The organism is Actinospica acidithermotolerans (genome assembly GCF_018139625.1).
Lineage (GTDB): Bacteria > Actinomycetota > Actinomycetes > Streptomycetales > Catenulisporaceae > Actinospica > Actinospica acidithermotolerans.
On record NZ_JAGSOH010000007.1, the window covers coordinates 63,687 to 87,179 of the forward strand.

General features: G+C 73.7%; 22 protein-coding genes. 14 read left to right on the forward strand and 8 right to left on the reverse strand.

What is annotated here, in order from left to right; translation table 11 throughout:
- Positions 1-118: 118 nt before the first annotated feature.
- The gene (locus KDK95_RS04820) at positions 119-1,306 is read right to left on the reverse strand and encodes an NAD(P)/FAD-dependent oxidoreductase (protein WP_212516775.1); all 1,188 of its coding nucleotides are present in this window, start codon (positions 1,304-1,306) and stop codon (positions 119-121) included.
- 179 nt (positions 1,307-1,485) lie between these two features.
- On the opposite strand from KDK95_RS04820, the gene KDK95_RS04825 reads away from it, so the two are divergent.
- From KDK95_RS04825 to KDK95_RS04835, 3 genes are read left to right on the forward strand one after another with little or no spacing between them, the layout of a single operon-like run.
- Positions 1,486-1,743 carry a hypothetical protein gene (locus KDK95_RS04825; RefSeq protein ID WP_212516776.1) on the forward strand — a complete coding sequence of 86 codons (258 nt, stop codon included), beginning with the start codon at positions 1,486-1,488 and terminating at the stop codon, positions 1,741-1,743.
- Positions 1,744-1,753: 10 nt separating this feature from the next.
- Positions 1,754-2,653 carry a universal stress protein gene (locus tag KDK95_RS04830; RefSeq protein ID WP_212516777.1) on the forward strand — a complete coding sequence of 300 codons (900 nt, stop codon included), beginning with the start codon at positions 1,754-1,756 and terminating at the stop codon, positions 2,651-2,653.
- Positions 2,654-2,692: 39 nt separating this feature from the next.
- Positions 2,693-2,962 (forward strand): DUF1876 domain-containing protein, encoded by a 270-nt coding sequence (locus KDK95_RS04835; protein WP_212516778.1) that lies wholly within the window; start codon positions 2,693-2,695, stop codon positions 2,960-2,962.
- A gap of 80 nt (positions 2,963-3,042) precedes the next feature.
- On the opposite strand, the gene KDK95_RS04840 is transcribed toward KDK95_RS04835, so the two are convergent.
- The 4 genes from KDK95_RS04840 to KDK95_RS04855 form a co-directional block, all read right to left on the reverse strand.
- Positions 3,043-4,053, reverse strand: coding sequence for a zinc-dependent alcohol dehydrogenase (locus KDK95_RS04840; protein ID WP_372463264.1), 1,011 nt, complete (start codon positions 4,051-4,053; stop codon positions 3,043-3,045).
- A 204-nt stretch (positions 4,054-4,257) separates the two neighbouring features.
- Entirely contained in the window at positions 4,258-4,866 is a 609-nt protein-coding gene (locus tag KDK95_RS04845; protein WP_212516780.1) for a DoxX family membrane protein, read from the reverse strand.
- A 271-nt stretch (positions 4,867-5,137) separates the two neighbouring features.
- Complete coding sequence (locus KDK95_RS04850; RefSeq protein ID WP_212516781.1) at positions 5,138-6,028, reverse strand: universal stress protein; 891 nt, start codon at positions 6,026-6,028, stop codon at positions 5,138-5,140.
- Between the two features lie 66 nt (positions 6,029-6,094).
- Positions 6,095-6,559 (reverse strand): CBS domain-containing protein, encoded by a 465-nt coding sequence (locus KDK95_RS04855; protein WP_212516782.1) that lies wholly within the window; start codon positions 6,557-6,559, stop codon positions 6,095-6,097.
- Positions 6,560-6,695: 136 nt separating this feature from the next.
- Between KDK95_RS04855 and KDK95_RS04860 the strand changes: the two genes are divergently transcribed.
- The 4 genes from KDK95_RS04860 to KDK95_RS04875 all read left to right on the forward strand — a co-directional run bounded on the left by KDK95_RS04860 (position 6,696) and on the right by KDK95_RS04875 (position 12,750).
- Positions 6,696-7,736, forward strand: a complete 1,041-nt coding sequence (locus tag KDK95_RS04860; protein WP_212516783.1) for a zinc-dependent alcohol dehydrogenase family protein — start codon at positions 6,696-6,698, stop codon at positions 7,734-7,736.
- A 132-nt stretch (positions 7,737-7,868) separates the two neighbouring features.
- Positions 7,869-10,571, forward strand: a complete 2,703-nt coding sequence (ppdK, locus tag KDK95_RS04865) for a pyruvate, phosphate dikinase (RefSeq protein ID WP_212516784.1) — start codon at positions 7,869-7,871, stop codon at positions 10,569-10,571.
- The gene (locus KDK95_RS04870; protein WP_212516785.1) at positions 10,568-11,803 is read left to right on the forward strand and encodes a hypothetical protein; all 1,236 of its coding nucleotides are present in this window, start codon (positions 10,568-10,570) and stop codon (positions 11,801-11,803) included. Before ppdK ends, KDK95_RS04870 begins: the two co-directional genes overlap by 4 nt.
- Before the next feature lie 38 nt (positions 11,804-11,841).
- Positions 11,842-12,750: a universal stress protein gene (locus KDK95_RS04875; protein WP_212516786.1), complete on the forward strand. Its 909-nt coding sequence runs from the start codon at positions 11,842-11,844 to the stop codon at positions 12,748-12,750.
- Positions 12,751-12,823: 73 nt separating this feature from the next.
- Here KDK95_RS04875 and KDK95_RS04880 read toward each other — a convergent pair whose 3' ends face one another.
- Together KDK95_RS04880 and KDK95_RS04885 are read right to left on the reverse strand one after the other, a co-directional pair.
- The gene (locus KDK95_RS04880; protein ID WP_212516787.1) at positions 12,824-13,507 is read right to left on the reverse strand and encodes a CBS domain-containing protein; all 684 of its coding nucleotides are present in this window, start codon (positions 13,505-13,507) and stop codon (positions 12,824-12,826) included.
- Between the two features lie 12 nt (positions 13,508-13,519).
- A complete protein-coding gene (locus KDK95_RS04885) occupies positions 13,520-14,122 on the reverse strand; it encodes a universal stress protein (protein WP_212516788.1) in 603 nt (200 codons plus the stop codon).
- A gap of 390 nt (positions 14,123-14,512) precedes the next feature.
- Between KDK95_RS04885 and KDK95_RS04890 the strand changes: the two genes are divergently transcribed.
- From KDK95_RS04890 to KDK95_RS04920, 7 genes are all read left to right on the forward strand, one after another.
- On the forward strand, positions 14,513-15,040 hold the full coding sequence (locus KDK95_RS04890) for a universal stress protein (protein WP_212516789.1): 528 nt from the start codon (positions 14,513-14,515) through the stop codon (positions 15,038-15,040).
- A 111-nt stretch (positions 15,041-15,151) separates the two neighbouring features.
- Complete coding sequence (locus KDK95_RS04895; RefSeq protein ID WP_212516790.1) at positions 15,152-15,754, forward strand: 2-oxoacid:acceptor oxidoreductase family protein; 603 nt, start codon at positions 15,152-15,154, stop codon at positions 15,752-15,754.
- On the forward strand, positions 15,744-16,958 hold the full coding sequence (porA, locus tag KDK95_RS04900; protein ID WP_212516791.1) for a hypothetical protein: 1,215 nt from the start codon (positions 15,744-15,746) through the stop codon (positions 16,956-16,958). The genes KDK95_RS04895 and porA overlap by 11 nt, the downstream gene beginning before the upstream one ends.
- The gene (locus KDK95_RS04905; RefSeq protein WP_212516792.1) at positions 16,955-17,950 is read left to right on the forward strand and encodes a thiamine pyrophosphate-dependent enzyme; all 996 of its coding nucleotides are present in this window, start codon (positions 16,955-16,957) and stop codon (positions 17,948-17,950) included. The genes porA and KDK95_RS04905 overlap by 4 nt, the downstream gene beginning before the upstream one ends.
- Complete coding sequence (locus tag KDK95_RS04910) at positions 17,947-19,611, forward strand: NAD(P)-binding protein (RefSeq protein ID WP_212516793.1); 1,665 nt, start codon at positions 17,947-17,949, stop codon at positions 19,609-19,611. The genes KDK95_RS04905 and KDK95_RS04910 overlap by 4 nt, the downstream gene beginning before the upstream one ends.
- Positions 19,608-20,294, forward strand: a complete 687-nt coding sequence (locus tag KDK95_RS04915; RefSeq protein WP_212516794.1) for a CBS domain-containing protein — start codon at positions 19,608-19,610, stop codon at positions 20,292-20,294. The genes KDK95_RS04910 and KDK95_RS04915 overlap by 4 nt, the downstream gene beginning before the upstream one ends.
- A gap of 45 nt (positions 20,295-20,339) precedes the next feature.
- Complete coding sequence (locus KDK95_RS04920) at positions 20,340-21,203, forward strand: universal stress protein (RefSeq protein ID WP_212516795.1); 864 nt, start codon at positions 20,340-20,342, stop codon at positions 21,201-21,203.
- Positions 21,204-21,221: 18 nt separating this feature from the next.
- Here KDK95_RS04920 and KDK95_RS04925 read toward each other — a convergent pair whose 3' ends face one another.
- Positions 21,222-23,477 (reverse strand): GNAT family N-acetyltransferase, encoded by a 2,256-nt coding sequence (locus tag KDK95_RS04925; protein WP_212516796.1) that lies wholly within the window; start codon positions 23,475-23,477, stop codon positions 21,222-21,224.
- Between the last annotated feature and the right edge of the window lie 16 nt (positions 23,478-23,493).

Below are 23,493 nucleotides of genomic sequence, written 5' to 3' on the forward strand. Positions count from 1 at the left end.
GTCGAGCTCCCGAGCGGGGAGCGGGCATTGAATGCTTCGAGTGCCTGGCACTGCAAGCGCCGAGCGGTGGGCACTGACCGCCGAACGCCTTCAGGTTGCGTCCGTCCGCCGCCGACGGTCAGGGCCGAAGGTCCTGTCCCGAGGGGGCCGTGTGCGGGAGCGCCCCGACGTCGATGCCCGCGGTCCGGCGGCCGGCCAGCATCTCGTGCCAGTACAGGCGCCGCGCCGCGAGCTTCTCCAGGTGGCCGGGCGGCGACGCGGGGCCGGAACCCGCGTCCACAAGGAAGTTCGCGTGGCCGTCGAAGCGGGCCGGCAGCTCACGGCCGGCGAGGTGGGCGCCCACGTTGGCCGCGACGACCTCGCCCTCGGATTGCGCCACGGAGGCGGTCTTCGCGGTCGGGACGTCGGTGGCGTCGCCGAGCGCGAAGACGTCGGGCTTGGCGAGCGAGCGCAGCGTCTCCGGGTCGACGCGGACGAACCCCAGTTCGTCGCCGAGGTCGCCGGACCGCTGCACGTACGCGGCGCCCGCGTGCTGCGGGACCACGACCGCCAGGTCGAACGGAACCTCGCGGCCGTCGCGGGCGACCAGGCGGCCCGGTCCCTCGCCGCCGCCGTCCACCTCGCCCGCGGCGAACCCCGTGACCAGCTCGATTCCCTTGTCCCGCAGCAGGCCTTCCAGCGTGCGGGAGAGGACCGGCTTGGCGAACGCGCCGTCGAGCGGCGTCACGAAGGTCAGCTCGACCTTCTCGCGGAGCTTGCGGTGCCGGAAGTACTCGTCCGCGAGGAAGCAGAATTCGAGCGGGGCGACCGGGCCCTTGATCGGCATCGCGGCGACGTCGACGACCAGCCGCCCGCCCGCGAACTCCCGCAGCGCGCGGCTGAGCCGCTCCGCGGCGCGCAGCGTGTAGAAGCCGTGCACCCGCTCCGCCGCGCCGTCCGCGCTCAGCCCCTCGGTCCGCTCCGGCACCGGGCGGGCGCCGGTGGCCACGACGAGCACGTCGTAGTCGAGCCAGACGCAGTTGTCGAGCAGTACCCGGTTCCGGTCGAGGTCGACATGGTCGATCAGGGCCTTGCGGAACTCGATGCCCGGGTGCAGCGCGCCGTGCCGCGCGTGCACCAGCCGGCGGCGGGTGTGCACGGTGAACGGGCCGAACGGCGCGAAGAGCAGGCCGGGCTGGTAGACGTGCTCGTCGTCCAGATCGACGACGACGATCTCCGCGTCCTGCGGGCTCAGCGCGCGGCGCAGGCGGTTGGCGACGAGCGTTCCGCCGGTGCCTCCGCCGAGGATGACGATGCGCTTCTTCATGCGGCCAGCGTGCGTCGGCGGACGCCGGGTGCGCAGGGGCGTGCGGCACGTCGGATCGAGGCCCTTCGTCCTGCCTCCGGCGTGACGCGCGGCGGGCGGCCGAAGTCGGACCGCTGGTCCCCGCGGGCTCAGGACCTTCGGCTCTGAGCGCCTTCGCCGGGCCGGCGCAGGGTGAAGGCATGGCTGCTTCGACGTCCTCCTCGGGTCCTTGGCTGACCTGCGCGCCCCAGGTCGGGGCGAAGCACGCGTCCTGCTGCGCGGCCCGGCCGACCGTCGAGGCCTCGGTGCCGCGGCCCGGCATGCCCGGCGCGACGGAGAAGCTGCTGCTGTGCGACGAGCACTTCCTGCAGCGCCGAGGCGCGCTGCGCGCGGCCGGCGCCGTCGTGTTCGGCGCCGACGGCCGCCTGATCATGCCCCGTTCCTGGGAATCCGACTGAGGAGACCGCGATGACCGCGTCCACCGATGACACGCAGAACCCGCGACCGGTCGTGGCCGGCGTGGACGGTTCGGAGAACTCCGCCCGCGCCGCGCTCTGGGCCGCCGGCGAAGCCGAACGGCGCAAGACGACGCTCGCCCTCGTGCACGCGCTGCACCTGCCGGACTCGGCCGTCCCGCCGATCGAGCCCACCGGCTACGCGCAGCGCCGCCGCGCCGAGGGGACCACGCTGCTGGACAAGGCCGTGGTCGGGGTGCGCGCGCACTTCCCGGACCTGCAACTCGACGTCGAGCTCACCGACCTCGACCCCGCTCACGCGCTCGTCGAGTTCAGCCGGACCGCCGCGCTGCTGGTCACCGGCAGCCGCGGGCACGGCGGCTTCAGCGGCATGCTGCTCGGGTCGGTCAGCCGCAAACTGGCCGAGCACGCGCACTGCCCGGTCGTCGTGGTACGCGAGGAGCCTGCGCTGCCCGAGGCCGGCGACGTCATCGTGCTCGGCATCGGGCGCAATCCCGTCCCGGCCGCCGCCCGCTTCGCTTTCGAGACCGCACGCCGGGAGGGTGTCGATCTCGTCGCCGTGCGCGCCTGGTGGCCGAACGCCATGTACACCGGCGTCGCCGGGCTGGGCGCCATGTACGTCGGCGACCCCGAGCGCTCCCGGCGCGAGGCGATCGCCGAGATCGAGGCCGCCGTCAAGCCGCACCGGGCCGAGTTCCCGGACGTGCGGCTGCGGATGACGGTCAGCGAGGGCAACTCCGTCCCCGTGCTCGTCGACGCGGCCCGCGCCGCGCGGCTGGTCGTGGTCGGCGCGCACCGCCGCCGAGGCCCGCTCTCGGTCGGCCCCGGCTACGTCGTCGAGGGCGTACTCGCCCACTGCCCCACCCCGGTCGCCGTCGTGCCGGAGCCCTGAGACCTCGATGCGGAGGATCCGAGCGAGAAAGGAAAGATCATGGACCTGAACGTCAAACGCTGGCGCGCCAACGTCTTCCTGTTCGAGGAGGACGGCGAGACCGCGGCCACCGCGGTGCTCGAGACCGGTGCGAACACGATCCACGGCGTCGGGAGCGCCAAGCGGAACCCGGCCGACTTCGACGTCGAGGGCATCGGCGACGAGCTCGCCGCGGGCCGGGCGCTGATCGCGCTTGGCCGTCGGCTGCTGGGAATCACCGAGGAGGACATCGCGCAGGTCGAGGGACACCCGGTGCACGTGAGCGAGTAGCGGCGTGGCATCGGACCGGTGCGAGAACCCGTGCCCGCCGGCGAATGTCGGCGGGCACGGGTTCTCGCGCTGGGCCGGAATCAGAACTCGAAGACGAGCCGGGCCGGGACCTTGCCGCCGAGCACGGCCTCGAAGCACTCGTTGACCTGATCGAGCCGGCGCGGTTCGGCGACCACCTCGGTACGCCCGGCGGCGTGCAGGGCGAAGACCTCGGCGAGGTCCTGGCGGGTGCCGACGATCGATCCGATGATCGATTTGCCGTTGATCACGGTGTCGAAGATCGGGACCGTCATCCGGTCGTCGGCCGGCAGGGCGACGCACACCAGGCGCCCGCCGCGGCGGAGCGAGCCGTAGGCCTGCTCGAAGGCGCGCGGGGAGGTGGCGAGGGCGATGGCCACGTCCGCGCCGCCGAGCTTGTGCACCATGGCGGCCGCGTCCTCGGCGCGCGCGTCGATCAGCTCGTCCGCGCCGAGGTGCGCGGCGAGCCGGAGCTTCTCGTCGTCGACGTCCACGGCGATAGCCCGGCCGCCGAAGATCTTGGCGTACTGCAGCGCGAGGTGCCCGAGGCCGCCGATCCCGTAGATCACGGCGGTCTCGGCCGGGCGTAGCCCGGAGACCTTCAGGGCCTTGTACGTCGTGACCCCGGCGCAGGTGAGCGGGGCCGCGTCGAACGGGGTGATGCCGTCCGGGACGGAGACGACGTACCTGTCGTCGGCGACCGCGTACTCGGCGTACGCGCCGTCGACGGAGTAGCCGCTGTTCTGCTGCTTCTCGCACAGCGTCTCCCAGCCGGACAGGCAGTAGGAGCAGGCCCCGCACGCGGAGCCGAGCCAGGCGATCGCGACGCGCTCGCCGATCAGGTGCATGTCCGCGCCGGGGCCGAGCGCCTCGACGGTGCCGACGCCCTCGTGGCCGGGGATGAACGGCGCGGCCGGCTTGACCGGCCAGTCGCCGTTCGCGGCGTGGATGTCGGTGTGGCACAGGCCCGAGGCCTCCATCCGCACCAGCACCTGGCCGCGACCGGGCTCCGGGACCGGCACCCGCCGGATCTCCAGCGGAGCGCCGAGCGCGGGGACGACGGCCGCCTGCATGGTTGTCGTGGTCATGACGAATTCCGTCCTCTCAGATCGGCTCCGCCGGCTGTTCGCCGTGGCGGAGCGGCGAATTCGCGGCGGCGCGTGCCCTGACAGGGTTCGAAGTCCGCCGCGGAGTGGTTCTGTGCTCCTCCGGCAGGGGTTCCGGTCACGCGAAGGGGTCCGGGCCGTCGCGGCCCGGACCCCGCCGCCGTTCGCGGCTCACAGCAGGCTGCGGTGCCGGGAGACCAGGGGGAGCCTGGCCCACCAGGCGCCCAGTCCGAAGCGGTTGGCCGCGCCGAACACGGCGATCGCCAGCAGGGCGAACGCGTCCATCACGTGCTCGTCCACGATCGGGTTGGTGGATCCGGTGGCCACGCCGCCCGCGCCGTACTTGGCCGGCGGGAAGACCGCGAACCACATGAACGTCACGAGCACGATCCCGCACAGCGACGCGAAGCGGACCCCGATGCCGAGGATCAGCGCGACGCCGATGCCGGCCAGGGCGATCATGAACAGGTAGTCGGCCCACATGTGGCCGGCCCAGGCGTTGAACCAGGACTGGAACGGACCGGCGTTCACGCTGGCCAGGAAGCCCTTGGTGGGCGAGCCGCCGTGGATCCAGGCCTTGCCGGACGGGGTGGAGTAGCCGAGCCCGAAGGTCTTGTCCAGGAAGGCCCACAGGAACAGGAAGCCGGTGCCGACGCGGATCAGGGCGATGGACGCGTCGCGCACGAAGGTGTCGGTCAGGACTGCGGTGCCGGCGGACGCCTGGTCGCTCTCAGCCTGCCGGGGGTGGGCGATGCGGACGTGCGGCATGTGCGTCGCCATCTCACTCACGCTCCTCGGAGAAGGGGATTGATGATTGATTCGTTTTCCGATATCAGCGTCGCGCCGGCGCGGGTCCGGCGCAGCGGGCCGAAGGTCACGGGTCGACGGGCCCTGAGTCACTCGCGCGGCGCTCTTCAGGAGCCGACGAGATCGCGGCGGCGGAAGGCGGCGTCGAGGTGGGACAGGAGCGCGGCGTCCGGCAGCCGGTGGTCGATTGCGCAGAGGCGGCCGAGCTTGCTGCTCGATGCTTCCCGTCCGGGGGGCGGGACGATCAGCGCACGGGCACCACGGCGACGGGGCACTCGGCATGCAGCAGCAGTTCGTGCAGAACGGGTCCGACCGCTCCGGGCAGCGTCAGCCGCCTGTGATGCGAGCCGACCACGGCCAGGTCGGCGTCGGCCGACTGCGCGATCAGCACGTCGGCCGGGCGGCCTCGCAGCACCTTGATCTCGGCGCGGAGGGCGCGCCGCCCCCGGCTCTCGGCGGCGAGGCGTTCCGCGATGCGTTCCTGAGCACGGCGCGCGGTGATGTCGGTGTCGCTCACGTAGGCCGCGGACCGCGCCGGATACGGGTGCCACGCGTGCACCACCCGCAGGCGGCCTCCCGTGCGCCTGACGTGCCCGGCGCCGTAGCGCAGAACATCCGGGCTCAGGTGGGCGTCGATGCCGACGACCGTCGGGCCTGGGTGGTCGGCCGCGCGATGCCCCTGCGGTACGACCACGAGCGGGCAACGCGACCGGAGCGCCAGGTGCATGCTGACCGAGCCGACGGCCAGCCCGGCGAATCCGCCGCGCCCGCGCGACCCGACCACCAGTACCGCTGCGTCCTCGGAGAGCGCCTCGAGCGCGAGCACGGCTTCGCCCATGCGGCCGACCTGCTCGACGACGAGCCCGGGGTGCGCCTTCATCAGCCCCGTCGCGGTGTCGTCGAGCAGCGCGAGCGCCGGCGCCGCCGGGTGGCCCGCGCCGACCGCCAGCGCTTCGGCCATGAGCCGGCCGCTCTCCGCCATGGACTCGACCACGGTCACCACGCTCAGCGACGTACCGCGTCTCAGCGCCTCCTCGGCCGCCCACAAAGCCGCGGTCTGCGCGTATGCGGACCCGTCGACGGCGACGACGACCGGACGCCTCCGGGCGCCCGCCGCCGTTCGGATCTCCGACATGGCTTCCTCCTTCGCCGCTACCGGTGGGACGCGCCCGCCGCGTCGTATCCGTCACCCGCGTATCCGTCACCCGCGTCGGCGCGGGCGGCGGCTCGTTGGCCGGCCCACGCCCGCCCGGACGACGTCGTGCGCGGTGACCACGCCGAGCACGCGCCGGTCCTCGTCGAGCACGGGGATGGCGTCGAGGTCGTACTCGACGAGCATCTGCGCGCAGGTCTCCAGCGAGTCGGGCGGCGAGAGGGCCACCCAGGGCTCGCCGCAGAGCTCGGAGATCGGGATCTCCTCGTCCCGCAGCAGGTCGAAGCGATGGGCCTGGGCGATGTGCCGCGGGCCGAGCACGCCGGTACAGCGGCCGTCGCGGTCCACCACGATCAGATGCCGTCCCTGGCCGTCCAGAAAGCCGCGCACGACCTCGCGCAGCGTGGCGTCCTCGCCGATCACGCCGTCCACCGGGCTCATCACGTCGCGGGCGGTCGGGCCGGCGGGGAGGGCGGTCGCGTCGCCGATTCCGGGAGTCTTCGTCGCGGTCATGCCTTCAGCGTGCGGCGGCGGATCCCGCGGCAGCAGTGACGAGCAGCCTTCAAAGGCTGGGACGTTGGTCCCTGGGCGATCGCGCCGGTGCGGGCGAGCGTGGACGGGAGAGGCCCCTATATCCATGGAGGACGACATGAAGGCCTTGGTTTACCACGGGCCGGGCAAGCGCTCCTGGCAGGAGTTCCCCGACCCCGCCCTGATCGACCCGACCGACGCGATCGTCCGGGTGGACGCCGTCACCATCTGCGGCACCGACCTGCACATCCTCAAGGGCGACGTGCCCGAGACCACGCCGGGCCGGGTGCTCGGCCACGAGGCGGTCGGCACCGTCGTGGAGGCCGGCACCGGGGTCGCCGGCGTGCGCGTCGGCGACCGGGTCCTGGCCTCCTGCATCAGCGCGTGCGGCCGCTGCGGGTACTGCCGCGTCGGGCGCTACGGGCAGTGCCTGGGCGGCGGGGGCTGGATCCTCGGCCACACGATCGACGGCGTGCAGGCCGAGTACGTCCGGGTCCCGTTCGCCGACACCTCGACGTACCGGCTGCCGGACTCGGTGACCGACGAGGCGGCGCTGCTGCTGGCCGACATCCTGCCCACCTCGTACGAGGTCGGCGTGCTGGCCGGGCGGGTCAGCCCGGGTCAGAGCGTGGCCGTGGTGGGCGCCGGCCCGATCGGCCTGGCCGCGATCACCACCGCGAAGCTGTTCAGTCCGAGCCGGATCATCGCGATCGACAAGGCGCAGGCTCGCTGCGACGCCGCCAAGGACTTCGGCGCGGACGCCTCGCTGCCGCCGGACGAGCGCTGCGCCGAGCAGGTCATGGCCATGACCGACGGGCTCGGCGTCGACGTGGCGATCGAGGCGGTCGGCATCCCGGAGACCTTCGAGCTGGCCACCCGGCTGGTGCGGCCGGGCGGGCACGTGGCGAACATCGGCGTGCACGGCAAGCCGGCCGTGCTGCACCTGGAAGACCTGTGGATCAAGGACGTGACGATCACCACCGGCCTGGTCGACACCTTCTCGACCGCGACGCTGCTGCGGATGACCGCGGCCGGGCGCTTCGACTCCGGCGCGTTCGTCACTCACCGCTTCGGCCTCGACGAGATGCAGGACGCGTACGACGTGTTCGACCGGGCCGCGGAGACCGGCGCGCTGAAGGTCGCGCTGTTCCGCACGTGAGGCGGGCGGCCGGGCGACCTTCGTCCCGGCCGCGGCGGGCCGGTCCGCTCTGACCGGCCCGCCGTTCCCGCACCACGCTGGTGGCCGTACGCCCCGTCCACCGCATCGAGCCGCATCGAGAGGAGACGCGCCATGAACCGCGTCTACGTGTACGACTTCTCCCAGGGCCGCGCCGAGATGGCCGACCTGCTCGGCGGCAAGGGAGCCAACCTGGCCGAGATGACCAGGCTCGGCCTGCCGGTGCCGCCCGGATTCACGGTGAGCACCGACGCGTGCCGCGGCTACCTGCGCACCGGGCTGATGCCGGCCGGGCTGCCCGAGCAGATCGACGCCCACCTGAGCATGCTGGAGGAGCGGGCCGGGCGCCGCCTCGGCGACCCGGACGAGCCGCTGCTGCTGTCCGTGCGCTCGGGCGCGAGGTTCTCGATGCCCGGCATGATGGAGACGATCCTCAACATCGGGGTCTGCGACGCCACCGTGGACGGGCTCGGCAAGCTCTACGAGGACGAGCGCTTCGCGTGGGACTGCTACCGGCGCCTGGTGCAGATGTACGGGCGCACGGTCTACGGCGTGCCCGGCGAGGTCTACGAGCGCGCGCTCGCCGAAGCCAAGCGGAACGCGCAGGCCCCGCCCTCGGCGCCGGACAGCGTGCTCGGCGCCGGCGGCATGCGGGCCCTGACCCGGCGATTCCAGCAGCTGACCAGGCAGCGCAGCGGCCGCGAGGTGCCGCAGAACCCGCACGAGCAGCTGATCGGCGCGGTGCGCGCCGTGTTCGAGTCCTGGAACGGCGAGCGCGCCCGGGTCTACCGGCGGCGCGAGCGGATCCCGGAGGATCTCGGCACCGCCGTCACCGTGATGCGGATGGTGTTCGGCAACCTCGGGCCGGACAGCGGCACGGGCGTGGCGTTCACCCGCGATCCGGCCACCGGCGCCGCCGGCGTGTACGGGGACTACCTGACGGACGCCGAGGGCGAGGACGTCGTCTCCGGCACGCGCAACACCCTGAGCCTGGAACGCTTCGGCGAGATCGACCCCGGTTCGCACGCCGAGCTGCTGAGCGTCGCCGACCGGCTCGAGGAGCGCTACCGCGACATGTGCGACCTCGAATTCACCGTCGAGCGCGGCCGGCTGTGGATGCTGCAGACGCGCGTCGGCAAGCGCACCCCGGCCGCCGCGTTCCGGATCGCCGCGACCCTGCTGGACGAGGGCGCGATCGGCGAGGACGAGGCGCTGCGCCGGGTCTCCGGCGAGCAGCTCGCCCAGCTGATGTTCCCCTGCCTGGACGCCGGCACCGCGTTCGCCCCGCTGGTCACCGGCGTGCCCGCCTCCCCCGGCGCCGCCGTCGGGCGCGCGGTCTTCGACTCGGCCGGAGCGGTGGCGCTCGCCGCGCGGGGCCAGGCGTGCGTGCTGATCCGCCGCGAGACCAACCCGGACGACCTGCCCGGGATGATCGCCGCGGCCGGCATCGTCACCGGACGCGGCGGCAAGACCTCGCACGCGGCGGTCGTCGCGCGCGGCATGGGCCGGGTCTGCGTGTGCGGCGTCGAGGAGCTGGAGATCGACGAGGGCGCCGGGCTCGCCCGCGTCGTGGCCGGGCCGAACAGCGGCGCGCAGATCCGCTCCGGCCAGCTGATCTCGGTCGACGGGGCGAGCGGCGCGCTCTACCCGGCCGAGGTCCCGGTGATCGGCTCCCCGCTGGTGCGCTACTTCGAGGGCGACCACGACAGCGCCCTGACGGACCCGGTGGTCGGCGCCGTCGCCCGGATCCTGGCGATCGCCGACCGGCGCGGCCGGCTCGGCGTGCGCGCCAACGCGGACACCCCCGAGGACGCGGCCCGGGCCCGGCGGTTCGGCGCGCGCGGCATCGGACTGGCCCGCACCGAGCACATGTTCCTCGGCACGCGGCGGCCGATCGTGGAGCGGCTGATCCTGGCCGAGGACCCGGACGAGCGCGCGCAGCGCCTCGGCGAGCTGCTGGCGCTGCAGCGCGCCGACTTCGCCGGCCTGCTGGCCGCCATGGACGGGCTGCCGGTCACCATCCGGCTGCTCGACCCGCCGCTGCACGAATTCCTGCCCGACCTGACCGAGCTGGCCGTCGAGGTCGCGGCGGGCGGGGCCGGTCCCGAGCGCGAGAGGCTGCTGGCGGCCGTGCGCCGCTGGCACGAGCAGAACCCGATGCTGGGCCTGCGCGGCGTGCGCCTCGGCCTGGTCGTGCCCGGCCTGTACGCGATGCAGGTGCGCGCGCTCGCCGAGGCGATGGTGCTGCGCAGGCGCGAGGGCGGCAGCCCGATCGCGCACCTGATGATCCCCCTGGTGGCGGACGCGCGCGAGCTCGAGCTGGCGCGCGCGGAGGCCGTCGGCGTGCTGCGGCACGTCGATCCGTCGCTGGCCGTCGAGGTCGGCGTGATGATCGAGCTGCCCCGCGCCGCGCTGACCGCCGACAAGATCGCCGAGCACGCCGAGTTCTTCTCGTTCGGCACCAACGACCTGACGCAGACGACCTGGGGCATGAGCCGGGACGACGCCGAGGGCGCGTTCTTCCCCGAGTACCTCTCCCGGCGGGTGTTCACCGTCTCGCCGTTCGAGTCCGTCGACCGCGAAGGCGTCGGATCGCTGATCGAGACGGCGGTGCGGCTCGGCCGCTCCGTGCGGCCCGGCCTGGAGATCGGGGTGTGCGGCGAGCACGGCGGCGACCCCGCCTCGATCCGGCTGTTCCACGCGCTCGGGCTCGACTACGTGTCCTGCTCGCCCTTCCGCGTCCCGGTGGCCAGGCTCGAGTCCGGACGCGCCGCCGTCCTGCACCGGCAGGACCCGGACGGGGACGGCACACGATGACCACGTCCCGGGCGATCGAGGCCGCCGTGCGCGGGCGCCGGCCGGCCCAGGTCGTCGCGCTGTTCGACGGGATGGAGGAAGGGCACGAGCGGACGGCGTACCGGACGTGCGCCTGCCGCGCGCTGGAGGCCGCCGACCGCCGGGAGGCCGCCGTATCCGTCGACGTGCTCCGGCGGCTGCTGGGCTGCGCGGCCTGGATCGAGGGCCACACGACGCACCTGCACCGCGTGCAGATCCCCGACCTGCTCGGCCACTCGGGCGCCGCCGACCTGGTCGACCGCGAAGCCGCCGCCGTGCGCCGCGGGCTCGACCTGCACCTCGCCGGGCTGGAGCTGGCGGAGGCGGTCGGCGAGGACGCGCTGCGCGTCGGCGGTCCCGCGCACCCGCCGGAACCCGCCGCGCTGACCGTGGTGCGCGGGCGGCTCGAGGACACGGTCGACGCGGCCCTGCGCACCGTCGGCTGGATCGCCGGAATCGACGTGCCGGCGTCGATGCTCGACATCCCCCTGCTGGTGCTCGACGATCCGGTCCCCGGCCCGGTCGCGCACGGCCGCGCCCGCTATCCGCTCGACGGCGGGGTCGGCGTGCTGACCAGTACCGGGCTCGGCTTCCCGCTCAGCGAGTTCGAGTCGTACATCAGCCGTCCGCGCAGCGGGCCGCCACGCGCCGGACGGGCCGCTCTGCGCGGCGCCAAGGCCTCGCTCACCGGCCCGCTGGCGCGCAACGCGCTCTGCGGCCGCTTCCTGCATCCGGCCGCCCGAGCCGCCGCCGACCTGGCCGGCCTGACGGCGGCCGAGCGCAACCCGTACCGCTCCGCGCTGATCCGCGCCGTGGAACTGGTGCACGCGATCGAGGAGGCGGTCGTGCTGATCGACGGCTACCAGGTGCCGGATCCGCCGCGCCCGCAGCCGCCGGAGCAGGCACGCGCGGGCCGCGGTTTCGCCGCCGTCGAGAGCCCCTCCGGACTGCTCTACCAGCGCTTCGACGTGCTGCCCGACGGAACCGTCGGCGCGGTCAGGCTGATCCGGCCCGAGGAGCTGAACCGGACCGCCGTCGAACTGGACCTGCGGCGGGCCGAACGCACCGCCCGGCGCCGCGACCCGGACATCGGGCCGGAGGCGCTCGCGACGCTGCGCACCGAGCTGGCCCACACCTACGACCTCGCTGACGCGAGTCCCGCCCAGGGCGGGACCATCGGCCCTGACCGGAGGGCTCACCCGGCGAGACCGTAGAGGTGAGAAGTACTCACTCGAGATGCCTGGAGCCTGCCATGACCGAGAACGAGATCAGAGAAGAGGAGGAGCCGCGCCGACCGGTGGTGGTCGGTGTGGACCGCTCGGAGAACGCCGCCCGCGCCGCGCGGTGGGCCGCGCGCGAGGCGCTGGCCCGGCACGCGCCGCTGACCGTGGTGAACGCGCTGGACCTGCCGACCGACGCTTCACTCCCCCTCGAACCGCCGGAGTTCGCGCTGAAGGAACGCAAGGCCGGGGTCGAGTTCGCCGAATCCGCCGCGGCCGACCTGCGCGCCGAGTTCCCCGGCCTGGAGATCGTTGCCGAGGTCTCCGACCTGGCGCCCGCCCGGACGCTCAACACCCTGAGTTCGGACGCCGCGCTCCTGGTCACCGGCACCCGCGGTCACGGCGGGTTCTCCGGGATGCTGCTCGGCTCGGTCAGCCGCAGGCTCGCCGCGCACGCGCACACCCCCCTCGTCGTGGTGCGCGGCTACGAGTCGGAGGACCTGATCGACGAGGTCGTGCTCGGTGTCGAGGACGCCGAGTCCGCGGCGGCGATCCGGTTCGCGTTCGAAGCGGCCCAGCGCTACGGATCGAGCCTGCACGCGGTGCGCGCCTGGTCCCCGCGCCCGACCTACGCCGCGCCGGCCGGGCCGTTCTTCGCCGAGTACGAGGAGTTCCAGGCCGACGAGCGCAAGGCGGTCGAGCAACTGCTCGCCCCGTTCCACAGCTCGTATCCCGAGGTGCACGTGCAGATCACCGCGGCGCGCGGCAACCCGGTCCCCGTGCTCGTCGAGACCGCCCGCAACACGCGGCTGATCGTCGTCGGCTCGCACCGCCGCCGCGGACCGCTCGCCGTCGGCGCCGGCTACGTCGTCGACGGGCTGCTCGCCCACTCGCCGACGCCGGTCGCCGTCGTCCCGATCACCTCGACGGCAGCGCAGTGAACAGTGAACACGGCGCGCAGCGCTGAGGGGCGGGTCCGAAGGACCCGCCCCTCGACGCGTCGCCGTGTCGGATTCAGAACAGCGGACTGACCTGCGGCCTGCGGTCGTCGGTGGTCCAGCGCAGCAGGTCGACGACGTCGACCACCCCCGCGATCCGCCGCGAGGCCTCGACGAGGTAGAGCGCGTCCGAGGCCATCCGGACCCGGCCCTCCAGCGTCACCACGCCGCTCTCGACCGTCACCTCGACCTCGTCCGGATCCTCGATGCGCCCCGCGAGGACCTCGGTGAGCACGTCCTCGCGGATCGGCTTGTCCTCGCGCATGAATTCGCCGATCAGGTCTCCGCGCGAGACGATGCCGACCACGATCCCCCGCTTGTCCACGACGGGCAGGTGCGAGACGTCGTGCCGGCGCATCAGGTAGGCGGCGCGGAAGACGGTGTCCTCCGGCGTGACGGTGACCGCGCGGTGCGACATCAGCCGCGCCGCCGTGGCCCCCTGCGCGGCGGCCTCGGTGCGCCGGCCGCGCGCGGTGATCCGCTCCCAGACCGAGCCGAGCGGCCCGTGGCCCAGGTGGGCGCGCTTGGCCAGCAGATCGGTGCGGGAGACCATGCCGACCGGATGCCCGAGGGCGTCGACCACCGGCACGGCGCCGACGTCGTGGCCGAGCATGGCCGAGGCGACGAGCCGGAACGGGGTGTAGGTGCGCACGCTCACGACGTCCTTCGTCATGATCTCGCGCACCAGGTGGGTCTTCATCGAAATCCTCCTTCAGTGGTGGACCACCGGGATGCGGCCCTGGTACGGGTAGAGCGCCCGGCCGCCGATCAGGGGTTCGCGCTCCGCCGGCGCGCCGCGGTACACGGTCGCCGCGCCGACGGAATGCTCGGACACGATCACGACCGGGCATTCGGCGGAGGCGACGCAGGCCCGCGCCACCGGGCCGAGTTCCGGCGCCGGCCGGTAGGCGTCGCCGAGCCCATGGTGGTGGCCGCTTGCCTGGCCGAGCACGAGCATCCGCGCGCCGCGTGACCGGTGCACCAGCACCCGGCCGGGCACGCCGACCTCGAAGACCCGCTCCACCGGGCCGACACCCGACTGCCTGATCAGCTCCTTAATACGCTCGACGGCCTCGTCGGGCGGTACCACGGAGCGCGCGCCGGAATCCGAGTACACCGCGTCGGCGCCGCGCGGATCGATGACGTACACCGCCGTCAGCGGGGCGTCGTGCGCCGCCGCCTCCCGCGCCGCCCACACGAGGGCGTCCGCGGAGGCGCCGGTCAGGTCGAGCCCGACGACGACCGGGGCCGGGTGAATCGTGGTCACCGTGATCAACTCCTTCACGTCCGCCGCGCCGGCGGACCGCTGCCTCACACCTCAAACGTGGCGCCGCGGCGACGGGGAGGACAGAGTCCTTCGTCCCGCCGCGGCGGGGGCCTGAGGGCAGCTCTGCGCGCGGCGCGGCTGCCCGGCCGTCGGCGATCCGCGCACCGCCGACGCGGGACGAAGGACCCTGCCACCGCCGACGGCACACGGCTCCAGGGTCCATGGCCGGTCCGGCGGGGAAACGGTTGCCCGGCCGAGGGATCGGGCCGGGTACGTCGGGCACGGCCGCCCTGCGGCCGTCCGACCCGCCGAAGCCGGGACCCTCGGCCCTGCCCGGGCGGCCGCGGCGGTGTTTGCCTGAAGTCACATCGAGCCGAACCCCCCCTCGGCCGACGCGCATGCGGCGCCGAACGGACTCTCGGAAGGAGCGCGGCAGCCATGGAGAAGCCGGAACAGGACAATTCGAAGCACCCGCGGGTCGTCGTCAGCGTCGACCAATCGCTCTCCGGCTACGCGGCCTTGCGCGTCGCGGCGGGCGAGGCGCGGAGTAGGAACGTGCCGCTTCAGGCGGTCCGGGCGATGCCCGGGATCGGCATAGTCGACATGGAGTACGTCGACGCGGCGTTCGAGGAGGCGCTCGGCGGCTACCCGGCGGGCGTCGAGGTCACCCGGATCGTGGCGTTCGACTCGACGAGCGGCGCGCTCGCCCGGCACGCGTCGGACCCGCGCGACCTGATCGTGGTCGGCAACGACGGCAGGGGAAGGCTGCGGGCCGCGTGGTTCGGATCCGTCGCGCGCTCGCTGCTCAAGCACGCGCGCTGCCAGGTCCTGGTCGTGCCGCCGCCGGAGATGCAGCGGGCCACCCGCCGCTCCCTGCGCAAGCTGCGCAGGCACCGGGCCGACGTCTGGGACCGGTTCGAGACCGAGGTGCCGCAGCTGCGCGGCCGGCCGTTCCAGGGCGCCTGAGTCCCGCCGGACGGGCCGAAGGTCCCGCGGAGGCCGGACCCGACGACTCTGCTCCGGCGGCCCGGCGCGGCAGAGGATCGCAGTGACGGGAGTCGAGGAGCGGAGACGGCGATGTACCGGATCAGAGTGCACGGGCGCGGCGGCCAGGGTGTCGTCACCGCCGCCGAGCTGATCGCGTGGGCCGCGATCTACGACGGGCGTTACGCCCTCGCGTTCCCGAGCTTCGGCTCCGAGCGCACCGGCGCGCCGGTCGAGGCGTACTGCAGCATCGGCGACGCGCCGATCCGCAGCCGCGAGCCCGTCGAGGCTCCGGACGCCGTGCTGGTGCTGGACGCGACACTGCTGAACCGGCCGAGGATCTTCACCGGACTACGGCCGGGCGGGCTGGTGCTGGTCGACAGCACGGCGCCGCTGGCCGTTCCCGGGGTTCCACAGCTGCGCACGGTGCCGGCCGCCCGGATCGCGCTGGCCCGGACCGGCCGCGCGATGGCGAACGTCCCCATGCTCGGCGCATTCGCCGCGGCCTCCGGGATCGTCAGCCTCGAGGCCGTGCACACCGCCGTCGGGAAGCGCTTCTCCGGGCCGGTGTCCCAGGCCAACCGGGACGCCGTCGACGAGGCCTACACGTACCTGACCGAAGCCGCGCGCGAGGCCGACGAGGTCGATGCGCCGAACGCCACCACCGCCTCACGGGAGGTCCACCATGTCGCCTGAGCCGACCCTGGCCGCGGCGCGCAGGCCACTCGAGGGCTCGCGCGCGGTCGCCGAGACCGTGGCGCGCTGCCGGCCGCAGGTCGTGCCCGCCTACCCGATCTCCCCGCAGACGCACATCGTCGAGGGCGTCGGCGCCCTGGTGCGCGGCGGAGAGTTGGAACACTGCGAGTTCGTCACCGTGGAGTCGGAGTTCGGCGCGATGTCGGTGTGCATCGGGGCGAGCGCCGCCGGGGCGCGCACGTACACCGCGACCTCCAGCCAGGGGCTGCTGTTCATGGCCGAGGCGCTGTACAACGCCTCGGGCCTCGGGCTGCCGATCGTGATGACGGTCGCGAACCGGGCGCTCGGCGCGCCGATCAACATCTGGAACGACCAGAGCGACTCGCTCTCGCAGCGCGACAGCGGCTGGATCCAGCTGTACGCGCGGGACAGCCAGGCCGCGTGCGACCTGCACCCGATCGCGTTCCGGCTGGCCGAGGAGCTGTCCGTGCCGGTGATGGTGTGCATGGACGGGTTCGTACTCACGCACGCCGTGGAGCCGCTCGACGTGCCGGGCCAGGAGGTCGTCGACGGGTTTCTGCCCCCTTACGCCCCCTGCCAGGTGCTGGACCCGGCGGCCCCGCTCTCGATCGGCGCGATGGTCGGGCCCGAGGCATTCACCGAGGTGCGCTACCTGGCGCACCACCGGATGGAGACGGCGGTCCAGCGCTTCCCGGAGCTCGCCCGGCGGTACGCGAAGCTCGTCGGCCGGCCCGCGGAGGATCTGGCGCGCGGCTACCGGCTGGAGGACGCGCGGACCGTCGTGGTCGCGATGGGCTCGGTGCTCGGCACGCTCGAGGACGTCGTCGACGAGGCGCGCGGACGCGGGCTCGCGGTCGGCGCCGTCGAGCTGACCTGCTTCCGGCCCTTCCCGGCGGGCAAACTGCGCGAACTGCTGGTGGACGCCGAGCACGTGGTCGTACTCGAACGCGCCCTCTCCGTCGGCTCCGGCGGCATCCTGACCGCGGAGCTGGCCGCGGCGGGCGTCGGCGCGCACGCCCGGATCACGACCGTCATCGCCGGACTCGGCGGACGGCCGGTGACCGCGAAGGCGCTGCGCAAGCTGATCGCCGACGCGACGGCCCGGCGCCTGCCGCCGATGGAGTTCCTCGACCTCGACCACGACCTGCTGCGCAGGGTCCACGCCAGGGAGAACGGGCGATGAGCGCCACGAAGGTGAAGTTCTACCAGGTCGGATCGTTCGCGGTGGGCAACCGGCTGCTGCCGTCCTCGGCCCGCTCGAACCAGTCCGACGCCCACCGCGCCGACAGCATCGTCTCCGGACACCGCGCCTGCCAGGGCTGCGGCGAGCTGCTCGGCGCGCGCTACGTGCTCGACACCGCGATGCGCGCCGCCGAGGGCAAGCTCGTCGTGGTCAACGCCACCGGCTGCCTGGAGGTGACCACCACCCCGTTCCCGGAGAGCGCGTGGCGGGTGCCGTGGCTGCACTCCCTGTTCGGCAACGCCCCGGCCGTCGCGTCCGGGGTGGCCGCCGCGCTCAGGGCGCAGGGGCGCACCGATGTCAGGGTGCTGGGCCAGGCCGGGGACGGCGGGACCGTGGACATCGGCCTCGGCTGCCTGTCCGGCATGTTCGAACGCGGCGACGACGTGCTGTTCGTGTGCTACGACAACGAGGCTTACATGAACACCGGAGTGCAGCGCTCCGGCGCCACTCCCCCGGCCGCGCGCACCGCGACCACGCCGGTCGCCCCCGGGCACCCCGGCAACGAGTTCGGCCACGGCAAGGACGTGCCCGCCATCGCGATGGCGCACCGGATCCCCTACGTCGCCACGGCCACCGTCGCCGACCTGCGCGACCTGGAGGCCAAGGTCGAGCGGGCGATGAGCCTGCACGGCCCCCGCTACCTGCACGTGCTGGTGCCCTGCCCGCTCGGCTGGGGGGCACCCGGCTCGCAGACCGTCCGGCTGGCCCGGCTGGCCACGGAATCGGGCCTGTTCCCGCTGATCGAGGCGATGGACGGCGAGCTGGTCGCGGCGAGCCCGATCCGGCGGCGGGTCCCGGTCGAGGAGTACCTGCGCGCGCAGGGCCGGTACGCGCACCTGTTCGGCGAGCCCGGCAGGCCGGACCTCGTCGCGCGCATCCAGGAGATCGCCGACCGCAACATCCGCGTCTACGGGCTGGAGCCAGTCTCATGACCACTCGTCCCTTCGCGATCACGCTGGATCCCGGCAGCAGCGGCCCGAACGAGACCGGCGCCTGGCGGGTCGAGCAGCCGGTCTACCGGCAGGCGCTGCCGCCCTGCCAGGCCTCCTGCCCGGCCGGCGAGGCCGTGCGCGACTGGCTCTACGCAGCCGAGGACGGCTCCTACGAGGCCGCGTGGCGGCGGCTGATGCGGGACAATCCGCTGCCCGCCGTCATGGGCCGGATCTGCTACCACCCCTGCGAGAGCGCGTGCAACCGCGGGCAGCTCGACGAGGCCGTGGGCATCAACTCGGTCGAGCGCTTCCTCGGCGACGAGGCGATCCGGCAGGGCTGGAGCGCCGGGCCCGCCGCCGCGCCGACCGGCCGCAGGGTCCTGATCGTCGGTTCGGGGCCGGCCGGCCTGTCCGCCGCCTATCAGCTGGCGCTGCTGGGCCACGAGGTGACCGTGCGCGAGGCCGAGGGCAAGGTCGGCGGCATGCTGCGCTACGGCATCCCGCGCTACCGGCTGCCGCGCGAGGTGCTGGACGCCGAGATCGCGCGCATCGCCGGCCTCGGCGTCACCTTCGAGACCGATCGATCGGTGCGCGACCTGGATTCCGCGCTCGACGAGGAGGGCTTCGACGCCGTCTTCCTCGCCGTCGGCGCTCCCGTCGGCAAGCACGCCGAGATCCCGGCCGGCGACGGCGCCCGCGTCCTCGACGCGTTGGGCGTGCTCGCGGGGGTCGAGGACGGCGAACCGATCGCGCTCGGCCGAGTGGCCGTCTACGGCGGCGGGAACACCGCGATGGACGTCGCGCGCACGGTCCGCCGGCTCGGTTCGAGCGACCCGGTCATCATCTACCGGCGCACCCGCGACCGCATGCCCGCGCACGAGGAAGAACTCGAAGACGCGCTCGCCGAGGGCATCCGGGTGCGCTGGCTGAGCACCATCACGCGGGCCGAGGCGGGCGTCGTCACCGTCGAGCGGATGGAGCTCGATGAGAGCGGATTCCCGCAGCCGACGGGCGAGCACGAGACCCTCCGCGCCGACGCCGTGATCCTCGCGCTCGGCCAGGACAGCCGGCTCGACTGGCTCGCGCCCGCGGCGGACGTCCGCGTCGAGCGCGGCACCGTCGCCGTCGACCCGGACACGCTGGCCACCGGCCGGCCCGGCGTCTACGCGGGCGGCGACGCGATCGGCGGGGAGCGCACCGCCACGCACGCGATCGGGCACGGCGCCCGGGCCGCACGCGCCATCGACCGGTACCTGCGGGGCCTGACTCCTCCGACGCACGCGGCCGACGAGCGGCCCGTGCCCCTGGACAGCCTCAACAGCTGGTACTACAGCGACGCCCCCGCCACCGTCCGCCCGCGGCTGGAGGCGGCACGGCGGGCCGACACCTTCGCCGAGGTGGTGCACGGGCTGAGCGAGGCGGACGCGCTCTTCGAGGCGCGCCGCTGCCTGTCCTGCGGCAACTGCTTCGGCTGCGACAACTGCTACGGCGTGTGCCCGGACAACGCGATCAGCAAGCTCGGCTTCGACGCGGAGGGCCGGCCGCTCTACGAGATCGATCTCGACCACTGCAAGGGCTGCGGCCTGTGCGCCGCCGAGTGTCCCGCCGGAGCCATCGCCATGGTTCCCGAGCCAACCGAGGCCGAGGAGGCCCGATCATGAAGAACCGCATCGTGCGCGATGTGATGACACCGGCCGACCGGGTCGTCACCGTCCGCCCCGACACCTCGTACAAGGCCGTCGCCGAACTGCTGAGCCTGCACCGGATCAGCGGGGTGCCGGTGCTCGGCCCCACCGGCCGCGTGATCGGCGTGGTCACCGAATCCGACCTGCTGGCCAAGGAGATCCGGGCCAACGGCCCGATCCCCGGCACATCCGCACTGCACCGCAAGCCGCCGGAGGACCTGGACAAGGCGCGGGCGCTGACCGCCGTGCAGCTGATGACCTCGCCGGCGATCACCGCCGGGCCGCGCGAGGGCGCCGCCACGGCCGCCGCACGGATGGAGATGCGCGGGATCCGGCGGATGCCGGTGGTCGACGAGAGCGGACTGCTGCTCGGCATCGTCAGCCGCAGTGATCTGCTCCAGCCCTACCTGCGCCGCGACGAGGAGATCCGCGACGACGTCAATGCCCTGCTGGGCGACCAGTTCGGCTACGTGCCGGACCGCTGGACCGTGGCCGTGCGCGACGGCGTGGTCAGCCTTCGCGGCGAGCTGCGCACCCGAGGCGACGCGCACGCGATCCGCGCCTGCGTCCGGCGGATCGACGGCGTCGTGGCGGTCGAGGACGAACTCGTGTACGCCGCGGAAGGCGCGGAAGGAGTCGAAGGTGCCTGGAACGACTGAGCGCGCGCACGACGGCCGGGTACCGGTCGGGGAGGCGAGCCGACGATGAGCACGAGCACTGAGAAGATCGGCCGGATCCTGGTCGGTGTCGACGCCTCGGAGAACGCCGTGCGCGCCCTCGACTGGGCCGCGTCGCTGGCCGCCTCGCTCGACGCCCGGCTGACCGTGGCACACGCCCTCGACCTGCCCGATCCGATCCAGGCACCGCGGAGCACCGAGACCACCGGACACCGCGCGCGGCGCCACCGCGAGGGCGAGCGCATCCTCGCACGGACCACGAAGCGCGCCCGCGAACGGCACCCGGGCCTGCAGGTCGTGGCCGAAATGTCCGAACGCGAGCCCGCGCAGGCACTGGCCGCACTCGCGCTCGACGCCGACCTGCTGGTCACCGGCACCCGCGGACACGGCGGCTTCACCGGCATGCTGCTCGGCTCGGTCAGCAACAAGCTCGCCGCCCACGCCCCGTGCCCGATCGTCGTCATCGGCATCGACGTACCCTTCGAAACCCGGCCCGAACTCGTGCTCGGCATCGGCAAAGACGAGGACCCCACACCCATCGAATACGCCTTCCGCCTCGCGACACTGCTCGGCCTCTCCGTCCGCGCCGTGCGCGCCTTCGATCCGTTGATGACCGGCAGCGGGCAGTACGAGCCGACGCGGCAGACCGTCAGCGAGGACGTCGAGGCACTGCTCAAGCCGGTCCGCGAGAACCACCCCGACAACGAGGTGACCATCGACCCCCGCTTGGGCGTGCCCGTCCCCGCGCTCGCCCAAGCGGCACGCGGCGCCCGACTCATCGTCGTCGGATCGCACCGCCGACGCGGACCGCTCTCCTTCGGACCCGGACACATCGTCCACGGACTGCTCTCCCACGCGGACACCCCGGTCGCCGTCGTCCCGATCAGCTGACGGAGTCGGCACGCGCACTCACTCGACCGGCGCCCTACGCAGCCTCCGCAGATACGGGCTGTCGTTCGGCGCCGGTCCCACCGCGCCCGAAGTCGGCACGGCGCTCCCGCCGCTGAGCTCCAGTCGCAGCGCGGCGAGCTCGGGGCATGCTTCGAGCAGCGCGGAAAGCCTCGACAGCAGATCCTCACCGACATGGACGTGCGACGCCACGGCCGCCGAAACCGCGGCGTCGAACGGTACGAGGACCGTCATCGCCTCCCGGCCGTCCCGGGCGTCGGCGGACAGCAGCGGCCCGAAGACAGGGTCCTGCCACACCGTCACGATGGACGGCCGCGCTCCCGCCGTCCCGACCGGGACTGCGACCGCGTCGAGCAGTCGCGCGCACTCGGCCGGATCCAGCTCGCGGCCGAGCGGAGCGTCGCGCAGCCAGTCCTCGATGAGCGATTCGGCCGCCTCGGGGTCTGCGCCTTCCGGAACGGTCGCCTCGTGCGGCGGCCGGCCCATGGCCTCATGCGCGCGGGCCAGCGCCGCCAGCGCCTGCGCGGCCGCGGCGGCATCGTCGTACGAGGGCATGCGCACGTCCGATCCGAGGACCGCGACGGACTCGGGCTGATCGGTCCGAACCGCCAGAACGACCGTCTCCGCGCTCGCCGACCGGACGGCGGTCGCGGCGGTCAGCGGGTCGAGTTCGTGCGGAACCGTCGGCGCCACGGCCACGAGCACCGCGTCCGCCGTACCTTTCGCCGCGACGCGGACGACGGCGTCCTGGAGTGCGGTGCTGTCCGCCGCCGGGGTGAGGTTCACCGATTCCGCGATGTCGAGGCCGGCCTTGACGCAGGCCTGCACGGAGAGCGTGACCATGCCGTGCGTGGTGCCGACCACTGCCACGCGGGGCCCGCTCGGCAGCGGCTGGTGCTCCGCGAGCGCGGCGGCGTTCACCAGCGCGCCGAGCGAAGGCAACGCGATGATCCCGGCCTGGGCGTAGAGCGCGGTGCGAGCCTGGCTCGGCGCCTGCTCGGGATCGACCGCCAGCAGCGGGATGCGCCGCGAGACCCGCCGGGCGGTGCGGGCGAGCTTGCGCGGATTCCCGAACGACTCGACGTGCAGCAGCCCGAACCGCGTCCGCTCGTCCCGCTCCCAGCGCATCAGCACGTCGTTGGCGCTCACGTCGTATTTCTCGCCGACGGCCGCGAAGGTGCTCACACCGATGCCGAGCCGCCGCAGATGGCTGAGCATGGCCAGACCGACTCCGCCCGACTGAACGGCCGCACCCGCGTCGCCCGGCTCCGGCACGAGCCCTGACAGCAGGGCACTGAAACGTCGCTCTCCGTGCAAGGACGCGACGCCCAGGCTTCCGGGTCCGACGAGCCGCATACCCGACTCGCGGCAGACGCTCAGCAGTTCGCGGCCGAGTGCCGGCGGGAAGCCCACCGCGGTCACGATCAGTGCCTTCGCGCCGATCCCGGCGCACCGCCGGGCCGCCGCGACCGCGTCTTCCGGCGGGGAGGTGACGACGCCGAGGTCGGCTCCGACCTCGGCGGTCAGCAGTTCGCCGCGCGCGCCGCCGCGTGACACGGTCCCGTCGAACCCCTCCAGGTTGCGCAGCACCATCGCGGCCGTCGGGTCGTCCTGCGCCCCGCAGACCGCGATCGCGGCGGGCGCGAACAGATGCCGCAGGCTGGCCTCGTCGGCCACCGACTCGCGCCGCGCCATCGCCTCCAGCGCGGGCTCGCCGTCGAGCGCCACATGGTCCAGCGGGATCGTCCACGTGCACTCGCCGTGGTCCCAGCTCCGGCCGACCGGCACGTGCAGACCGACGAACACGTCGGCCATCGGCTGGTTCTCGCCCACCGTGACGGCGGTCAAGTGGCGGATGCCGGCCCGGCGCGCTGCCAGCATCAGGTGTTCGACCAGCAGCGTCGCCACGCCGTGCCCGTGCAGCACATCGGAGACCTCGAAGGCGATCTCCGCCTCGTCCTGGCCGCGAGTGCGGTACCACTCGGCCACGCCCACGGGCGTCCCGTCCAGCAGCGCGATCAGCGCGCCCTGCGTCGGCGGGTTCTGCTCGACGCGCGGCGAGCACAGCACGTCGGCCAGGGTCTCGCCGGGATGGCTCGGCACGGTGAAGAAGCGGCGGGACAGGCTCTGCCGTCCGAGCGTGGCGGCGAAGTCGTACACGGCCTGCCAGTCGTCCGGAGTCACCGAGCGCACATGGACACAGCGTCCGTCGGTCAGAAGTGCGTAGGCGTCCGCGCGGTCGATCTCGGTCTCCATACCCCCAGGCTCATGC